The 7,933-nt window shown below is 39.2% G+C and carries 9 protein-coding genes; all 9 read left to right on the top strand.

What is annotated here, in order from left to right:
* The first annotated feature begins 637 nt into the window (after positions 1–637).
* Positions 638–1,189: a DUF1599 domain-containing protein gene (locus tag B3317_RS09815; RefSeq protein WP_291110995.1), complete on the top strand. Its 552-nt coding sequence runs from the start codon at positions 638–640 to the stop codon at positions 1,187–1,189.
* A gap of 7 nt (positions 1,190–1,196) precedes the next feature.
* Positions 1,197–2,525 (top strand): BT_3928 family protein, encoded by a 1,329-nt coding sequence (locus B3317_RS09820; RefSeq protein ID WP_291110997.1) that lies wholly within the window; start codon positions 1,197–1,199, stop codon positions 2,523–2,525.
* Between the two features lie 35 nt (positions 2,526–2,560).
* A complete protein-coding gene (tpiA, locus tag B3317_RS09825) occupies positions 2,561–3,307 on the top strand; it encodes a triose-phosphate isomerase (RefSeq protein ID WP_291111000.1) in 747 nt (248 codons plus the stop codon).
* Positions 3,308–3,445: 138 nt separating this feature from the next.
* Complete coding sequence (locus B3317_RS09830; RefSeq protein WP_291111002.1) at positions 3,446–3,949, top strand: SPOR domain-containing protein; 504 nt, start codon at positions 3,446–3,448, stop codon at positions 3,947–3,949.
* A 36-nt stretch (positions 3,950–3,985) separates the two neighbouring features.
* Positions 3,986–4,549 (top strand): GTP cyclohydrolase I FolE, encoded by a 564-nt coding sequence (folE, locus tag B3317_RS09835; RefSeq protein WP_291111004.1) that lies wholly within the window; start codon positions 3,986–3,988, stop codon positions 4,547–4,549.
* Positions 4,550–4,630: 81 nt separating this feature from the next.
* On the top strand, positions 4,631–5,281 hold the full coding sequence (locus tag B3317_RS09840) for a TatD family hydrolase (RefSeq protein ID WP_291111006.1): 651 nt from the start codon (positions 4,631–4,633) through the stop codon (positions 5,279–5,281).
* A gap of 66 nt (positions 5,282–5,347) precedes the next feature.
* Positions 5,348–6,412, top strand: a complete 1,065-nt coding sequence (locus B3317_RS09845; RefSeq protein WP_291111009.1) for an asparaginase — start codon at positions 5,348–5,350, stop codon at positions 6,410–6,412.
* Positions 6,399–6,878 carry a YkgJ family cysteine cluster protein gene (locus B3317_RS09850; RefSeq protein WP_291111011.1) on the top strand — a complete coding sequence of 160 codons (480 nt, stop codon included), beginning with the start codon at positions 6,399–6,401 and terminating at the stop codon, positions 6,876–6,878. Before B3317_RS09845 ends, B3317_RS09850 begins: the two co-directional genes overlap by 14 nt.
* A gap of 12 nt (positions 6,879–6,890) precedes the next feature.
* Positions 6,891–7,832 carry a phospholipase A gene (locus tag B3317_RS09855; protein ID WP_291111013.1) on the top strand — a complete coding sequence of 314 codons (942 nt, stop codon included), beginning with the start codon at positions 6,891–6,893 and terminating at the stop codon, positions 7,830–7,832.
* Positions 7,833–7,933 lie beyond the last annotated feature (101 nt).

Here is a 7,933-nt window from a genome sequence, read left to right on the forward strand (position 1 = left end):
GTTCCGTTATTTTCTGCTGTCATCCTGAGTGTAACGAAGGATCCCGACCCTGAGGAACGAGATGTTTCACTCCGTTCAACATGACACAGAGGGTATAAAAATCAGAACTTAACAGCCCTACCCCAAAAGGGAGGCTACAAAGAGGGTAAAAAGTAATAGGTAGAAAAGGTGTTACTTTTACATACGCTTCGCTCCTGTGACCGTTGGTTGTTACTTTTTTGAAAATAGTTACAAGTAAACGAGATACGAGATACCAGTTGTTGACTGATGACTGTTAACTGATATATTTGTCACCTTTGTTACCTTTTTTGGAATAGTTACAAGTAGACAAGATACGAGATACCAGTTGTTAACTGATGACTGTTAACTGTTCACTGAAAAAACTGTTACTTTTGTTACCTTTTTGGAGAAAGATACGAGATACAGGCTGTTAACTACTCTCTGGCGAGATACTTCGTTTCTATCAGCATGACAAGCCGCAACACTGTTTACTGCTAACTGATATTTGTTGGCTATTAACTGAAAAAATGTTACTTTTTATGCTCCAGGTATTCATAATGATTAAATGGCAAATGAAGCAAAGCATAGATTAAACATTTTTTCATACCTTTGCACACTGAAAAATAGAGATATTAACATGGCAGATACCAAAGCGCAATTTGAGAAAGTGATTGAGATATGCCGCACTCTTTTTGCTAAAAAGCTGAAAGATTACGGGGCATCGTGGCGAATCCTTCGCCCTCAATCGGTTACAGATCAGATTTTGATTAAGGCAAAACGGATAAGAAGTATCGAAGAAAAAGGTATAAGCCTTATCGATGAAGGTATTGCTCCCGAATTTATTGGTATTGTCAATTATGGTATTATAGGACTTATCCAACTCGAACTCGGATTTTCCGACAGTGTGGATTTGGGCGAAGATCAGGTTCTGGCCTTATATGATAAGCATATGACTCAAACCAAAGAGTTGATGTATGCAAAGAATCATGATTACGACGAGGCTTGGCGCGCTATGCGCATCAGTTCTTATACAGATCTTATTCTGACAAAAATATATAGGACAAAGCAGATAGAAGAGAATAAAGGCCAGACTATTGTCTCGGAAGGTATCGATGCCAACTATATGGATATGATTAATTATTCGTTGTTCGGGCTTATCAAACTTGAATTTCCTGAGAGCGAAAACTAAATTGGGGATGACTAAGAAGGATATTGGAATAAAGATATTAACAGAGGTTTCCAGGGTTATTCTCGGGATAACCTTTATTTTTTCCGGCTTTGTAAAAGCCGTAGACCCTTATGGCACGGCATATAAGATAGACGACTATTTTGCCGCGTTTAACCTTTCTTCGCTAACCTTCTTTTCTCTTCCGCTTTCGGCTTTACAGAGCATAGTCGAATTTGCAATGGGAGCCTGTATGCTGTTCGGGCTTTATCGCCGTTGGAATTCGCGCCTTACATTGGTGGTTATGGTATTTATGACCATCCTTACGCTTTATCTTGCCATTGCCGACCCTGTAGAAGATTGCGGGTGTTTCGGAGATGCACTGGTTATCACCAACTGGCAAACGTTTTATAAGAATATAGTATTGCTGATATGTTCCATTATTGTATTCCGGTATTGCGAGAGGATAAGCAACTTCTTTACAGGTAAGACTTACTGGCTGGCATTTCTGTACATACTTATTTTTATCAGTTTATTTGTATTCCGCAATTATATATATGAGCCGTTGTTTGATTTCCGTCCATACAAAATAGGGGCGTCTATTTCTGAACAAATGGGAGTGGAAGAAGGCAAGGGCCGAGAAGAGGTATCGATGCTGGTTTATGCCAAAGATGGGGTGGAAAAAGAATTTACGGAGGAGAATTATCCATGGGAAGACAGTACCTGGGTCTTTGTCAGGATGGAAACCAAAGTGCTGAAAGAAGGTGTGGCATCAAAGATAAAGGATTTCGTGATAACTGAACTCTTCTTTGATGCAAAGAAGACCGAGGTTGTAGGCCGGACCGATATTACGAATGATATTTTGTCGGATAGCGGCTATGTATTCCTGATGCTTTCCCCGTCACTCGAAGATATGAGTACATGGTATCTCAGCGACTATGAAGATGTGAGTAATTACGCTGATTACAGAGGATATAAATTCTATTGTGTAACATCGTCCACTACAGATGAAATACTGCGCTGGTCGAAAGAAAACGTTATCAATTTTAAATTCTGTACAATGGACGAACGGGCTATAAAGACTATTGTACGTTCCAATCCGGGAATGATATTGCTGAAAAACGGGGTGGTAATCAACAAGTGGGCGAATGTCGAAGTTCCTGCCGAAGAAGACTTGATAAAACCTTTGGAAGAATTGCCTCATGGGCAGTTAATAGATACGGATAGGCAGGATAAAAAGAATCTCTTTTATATAAGTGCAGTTTTCATTTTGCCTTTGCTCGGTCTAAAAGGGCTGGACTTCCTGTTTTTCAGACGGAGAAAGAAAAAGGAGGAAGCACAGGAGGAAACCGAAGTGTAAATTCAGTATAATAATATAAATAAAACGCTTTAATTATGAGAAAGAACATTGTTGCAGGAAACTGGAAAATGAATAAGAACTTACAGGAAGGAGTCGCTTTTGCAAAAGACCTGGAAGCTGCTTTGGCAGGTAAAACATTGAAATGTGATGTAATTATCGGTACTCCGTTTATCCATCTGGCTAGCGTTGCATCATCTACTAAACTAGGAGTCGCTGCACAAAACTGCGCAGATAAGGCTTCAGGAGCTTATACGGGAGAAGTGTCGGCTGCCATGGTGGCGTCTACCGGTGCAAAATATGTTATTCTTGGACACTCTGAACGCCGTACATATTACGGAGAAACAGATGCTATCCTGAAAGAGAAAGTATTGCTTGCATTGGCAAATGGTCTTAGCCCTATTTTCTGTATTGGTGAGACTAAAGATGAAAGAGAAAAAAATGTGCATTTCGATGTAGTTAAAAAACAAACAGTAGATGCATTATTCGAACTTTCGGCTGAAGATTTCTCTAAAATCGTTATGGCTTACGAACCGGTTTGGGCTATTGGTACAGGTCTTACAGCTACATCAGCTCAGGCTCAGGAAATGCATGCTTACATCCGTCAGACTATCGCAGATAAGTATGGTAAAGAAGTAGCCGATAACACTTCTATCCTTTATGGAGGTAGTGCGAATGGTGGTAATGCAAAAGAATTGTTCGCATGTCCGGATATTGACGGCGGACTTATCGGAGGCGCTTCTCTCGATGTAGAGAAATTTATCCCTGTTATTGAAGGATTCTAATCCGGCACTATAAATTGCAGGGCTGGAGACAGTTCCTGCAATTGCTTTTAAATAAAAAGGACTATCCGGAGCCGCATAAAACTATAAGCATTAATTATTGTTATACTTGGACGGACGATAAACCTCAAATAAATCAGTATGAAAAAAAGTCTTTATATCTTTCTTGTTCTGTGCCTGTTTTCCGGTTTTGCATTAGCACAGGATGATAATAAAACGATTATAGATGAACTGAATTCATCTAGATGGGGACAAGGAAATATTAAAGTGATGCAGGACGAAGCTATACAGAATATACTGGGGGTTCGTCAGGTTACTGTTATAGATACTACAAAAACCTTGGGAGTCATCGACCCTACGGTCAATTTCACAAAAGTGAGAGGCTTTAAGATTCAGGTCTTCTCGGGCAATAACCAACAACGCTCGAAGAGGGAAGCCGAATCGAAACAGGCGCAAGTTAAATCTGCTTTCCCTGAGCTGGAAACAGTAGTAAGTTTTCAGTCTCCATTCTGGCGTTTGCGTGTCGGCAATTTTACAAGCAGGGCAGATGCAGATGCAGTGCTTAGAGAGATGAAAAAAACATTCCCGGCCTTTGGGCGGGAGATGTATATTGTGCCGGATGTTGTGAAAAAACCGGTACAATAAACAACTAATTTAAATCAGACGATAAAAATCTTCACAATGCAAGAAGAACAAAATATAGAGCTGCTGGCAAAGCATTACAAGGAAATTATAACCCTGTTGGGTGAAAATGCGGATAGGGAGGGGTTATTAAGTACCCCGGTAAGAGTCGCAAAAGCTATGCAGTTTTTGACTAAGGGGTATCACGAAGACCCTGAAGAAATCCTGAGAAAAGCTTTCTTTAAAGAAGATTACAGGCAAATGGTCATAGTCAAAGATATTGATTTTTATTCCATGTGCGAACACCATATGCTGCCCTTTTGGGGAAAGGCTCATGTAGCCTATATCCCGAATGGCTATATCACGGGGCTTAGTAAGATTGCCCGTGTGGTAGATGTCTTTGCCCGACGCCTGCAGGTTCAGGAACGCATGACCCTCCAGATAAAGGAGTGTATACAGAAAACGCTTAACCCGCTCGGTGTCATGGTGGTGATAGAGGCTCAGCATATGTGTATGCAGATGCGGGGCGTGGAGAAGCAGAATTCGACAACTACCACTTCCGACTTCACCGGAGTATTTAATCAGGCAAAGACCCGCGAAGAGTTTATCAATCTTATCCGATAAAATCAGATGAACAAAAGATAAATGAATACGAGGTTTTTCCGGCAAGCGGAGTAACCTCGTTCTTAATTTAGAGCTAAAGATATGTACCTATACAATATTCATACACATAAAGCAGGGCCGGAAGAAATTGGCGGATATAAGGTACAATACATATTGAATACTTCACCAAGAGACTATAAAGAGGAGATTCTGGCATCTGATAATATCCGGTTCTCATGCGGTGTACATCCTTGGGATGCTGATAATGCAGGAGATCAATTGGCTCGATTGGGTGAAATAGTTGGGCAAAAGCAGGTTTTCGCTATCGGAGAAACCGGGCTGGATAAATTGAAGGGCCCTGATATGAATGTTCAGGAACAGGTGTTCAGGCAGCAGATCGAGTTGGCAATAAGCGTAAATAAGCCTTTGATAATTCACTGTGTAAAAGCCTGGGACCTATTGATGGCTTTATATAAGGAATATAAGTCAGATATTCCATGGATAATTCATGGGTATAGAGGAAATACCGAGCAAACAAAACAACTTGTGCGATTTGGTTTCAAATTCTCTGTAGGAGAGTTCTTTAACGGAGAAGCAATACGATATATCCCATTAGATTCTCTTTTTTGCGAAACAGATATGTCTGAAATTTCTATTTGTAAGGTGTATGAAGATATTTCGTCAATATTGGGCCTTTCATTTAATCAATTTGTCGAAATTGTTGCCGATAATTTCAGTATTATCTCTAAATAGTTGACAAAATTATATTGTGTATTATTAAATTCATTATTTTTACAGATTCAAAGATTACAAATTGAGATGATAGATGTAAATGCGCATATTCTATTGATTTATACAGGGGGTACAATTGGGATGGTCGAAAATTCGGCAACAGGTTCTTTGGAGCCGTTCGATTTTGCTCATTTAAATAGTCATCTGCCCGAATTGCAGCGTTTTCGTTTCCACGTAGACCATATAGTATTCGATCCGGTTATCGATTCATCGGAAATTACACCGGAGCATTGGAAAAAGATAGTACGTACGATTGAGTATAATTATCATAAATATGATGGTTTTGTAATCTTGCATGGTACCGACACTATGGCTTATACAGCATCTGCGTTGAGCTTTATGATTGAAAACCTTCAAAAACCCGTAGTTCTTACAGGTGCGCAGTTGCCAATTGGTAAGCTGAGGACCGATGCTAAAGAAAACCTTATTACAGCTCTTGAGATAGCAGCTGATAAAGATGTTCTGGGTAATCCTATCGTTCCCGAGGTGTGCATCTTTTTCCAAAATGATCTCTTGAGAGGTAACCGGGCAACTAAAGTGAATGCAGATAATTTCAATGCATTCAAATCCTATAATTATCCAAATCTGGGAAAATCGGGAATACAGATACGGTATGACAGGAAGGTTATACATCAGCCTGATTATGATAAGAAGACAATATTTCATTATCAACTGGATACCCGTATTGCGACATTAAAGTTGTTTCCGGGGATTAACAGGCAAACAGTAGAGACAATACTGACTCTAAAAAATATTAAGGCTATCATTCTCGAAACTTACGGTTCGGGGAATGCTCCTTTATCTCCGTGGTTTATCCGTCTTGTACGCGAAACTGTAAAAAAAGGCGTTGTAATAGTAAACATCACCCAATGTAATACTGGTATGGTCGATATGCATCGTTACGAAACAGGACGGGAATTGCTTAAAGCCGGAGCTGTAAGCGGATTTGATGCTACATTCGAAACCGCTATAGCGAAACTCATGTTTCTGGTTGGACATAAATATGCAAAAGAGGATATTCAGATTAGAATGAGGGTACCGTTAATAGGAGAGATAACACGCATTGAAGATAGGATGGATGAAACGATATGAAAATCTGCAATTATTAGCAGAAAAAGCAGAGTCCTCATTTCTGCAATATTATAAGAAGAATAAGAAACGTTTAATGAAGATGGATACAATTGTTCAGCAATTGCATGAAGATGTATCTGCCGAAATAGACTGCTTGTCATGCGCCAATTGTTGCAGAACATTAGGACCCGCTATCTATGATAAGGATATAGAGCGTATGGCTAAGGCTTTGCGGATAAAACCTGCCGAAGTTGCCGCTAGGTACCTGAGAACAGATGAAGATGGCGATCATGTATTTCAGTCGATGCCTTGTCCCTTCCTTTTGCCGGATAATTATTGTTCAATATATGAGGCCCGCCCGAAGGCCTGTAGAGAATATCCGCATACGGACCGAAAGAGATTTGAACAAATATACAAGCTAACTGTTAAAAATTCAGCGACTTGCCCGATAGCATATGAAGTGCTATCCCGGCTTATTAATAAATAATTAATGCATTCTATGAAGAGTTTTTGTCTCTTGTTTACGCTTTTATTTTTTACGCTGACTCCACTTTCTTCTCAAGAACCTGTTTTTCAAGATACTACTAAGGTAGAAAAACAAAAGAAGGATAGTACGGCAAGTGTTGGTTCATTTATTTCTCATCAGACAGATGTAATAGTAGGCTCTGTTTTCGGGCCATCTAAGCAATTGAGTAATGCAGACAGTATAATAAATAAATTTGATGCAAACCCATCTTTCGGAATATATAAAGACAATTACTTCATAGTGGGAACTCAAATGCTTAGTAAGCCAACGAAATACAATTCGGATGCTAAATTTCAGATTAGCGTTATGCACAGGATTACGAATAGTACATTGCCATTCAAAACATACGCTTTTCTGACATATACCCAAAAAGCCTTTTGGGATGTTTTTCAGGATTCGTTTCCCTTCCGGGACTTAAATTATAACCCGACATTGGGGGTAGGGAAGGCCCTGGTGCGTGATAACAGATTTTTGGGAACACTGACCTTTCAGTTCGAACATGAATCGAACGGAAAGGATGGAAAAGACTCCCGTAGTTGGAATAAAGTATCCTTCGGGACTTATTTTACGTTGGATGACCACTTAACTCTACAAACAAAAGCCTGGATACCAATCGTTGATGGGACGAATAACAAGGATATTGTAAAGTACTCGGGTTGGGGACTCATGGCTATGGAATATTCAAGCCCTAAGAAAAAATATAATATAGGATGTGTTGTAACAAAAAGAGGAGGAGTAAATTTGAATGCGAATATAGAACTGAATTTTTCGATACGTTTATTTAGTGATGATAATCAATATCTCTTTCTTCAGTACTATAATGGTTACGGTGAATCTATGCTGGATTACAATCATCATAGGCAGCGTATAAGGCTAGGCTTTGTTATTAAGCCAACTTTTATTACTATGTATTGAAAAAAAAATATTTTGCAACATATTAATTAATAGTATATTGTGTATTTATCCGTTTTTTATTGAAAATTTATTGCAGATATATTTGGAATGATATAAAATAT

Source organism: Dysgonomonas sp. UBA7710, from assembly GCF_002482385.1.
Lineage (GTDB): Bacteria > Bacteroidota > Bacteroidia > Bacteroidales > Dysgonomonadaceae > Dysgonomonas.

Excerpts from the sequence above, each read along its gene's own strand:
- B3317_RS09815 (WP_291110995.1), top strand. The coding sequence starts at position 638 with ATGGCAGATACCAAAGCGCAATTTGAGAAAGTGATTGAGATATGCCGC.
- B3317_RS09855 (WP_291111013.1), top strand. The coding sequence starts at position 6,891 with ATGAAGAGTTTTTGTCTCTTGTTTACGCTTTTATTTTTTACGCTGACT.
- B3317_RS09845 (WP_291111009.1), top strand. The coding sequence starts at position 5,348 with ATGATAGATGTAAATGCGCATATTCTATTGATTTATACAGGGGGTACA.
- B3317_RS09850 (WP_291111011.1), top strand. The coding sequence starts at position 6,399 with ATGAAACGATATGAAAATCTGCAATTATTAGCAGAAAAAGCAGAGTCC.
- B3317_RS09840 (WP_291111006.1), top strand. The coding sequence starts at position 4,631 with ATGTACCTATACAATATTCATACACATAAAGCAGGGCCGGAAGAAATT.
- B3317_RS09820 (WP_291110997.1), top strand. The coding sequence starts at position 1,197 with ATGACTAAGAAGGATATTGGAATAAAGATATTAACAGAGGTTTCCAGG.
- tpiA (WP_291111000.1), top strand. The coding sequence starts at position 2,561 with ATGAGAAAGAACATTGTTGCAGGAAACTGGAAAATGAATAAGAACTTA.
- B3317_RS09830 (WP_291111002.1), top strand. The coding sequence starts at position 3,446 with ATGAAAAAAAGTCTTTATATCTTTCTTGTTCTGTGCCTGTTTTCCGGT.
- folE (WP_291111004.1), top strand. The coding sequence starts at position 3,986 with ATGCAAGAAGAACAAAATATAGAGCTGCTGGCAAAGCATTACAAGGAA.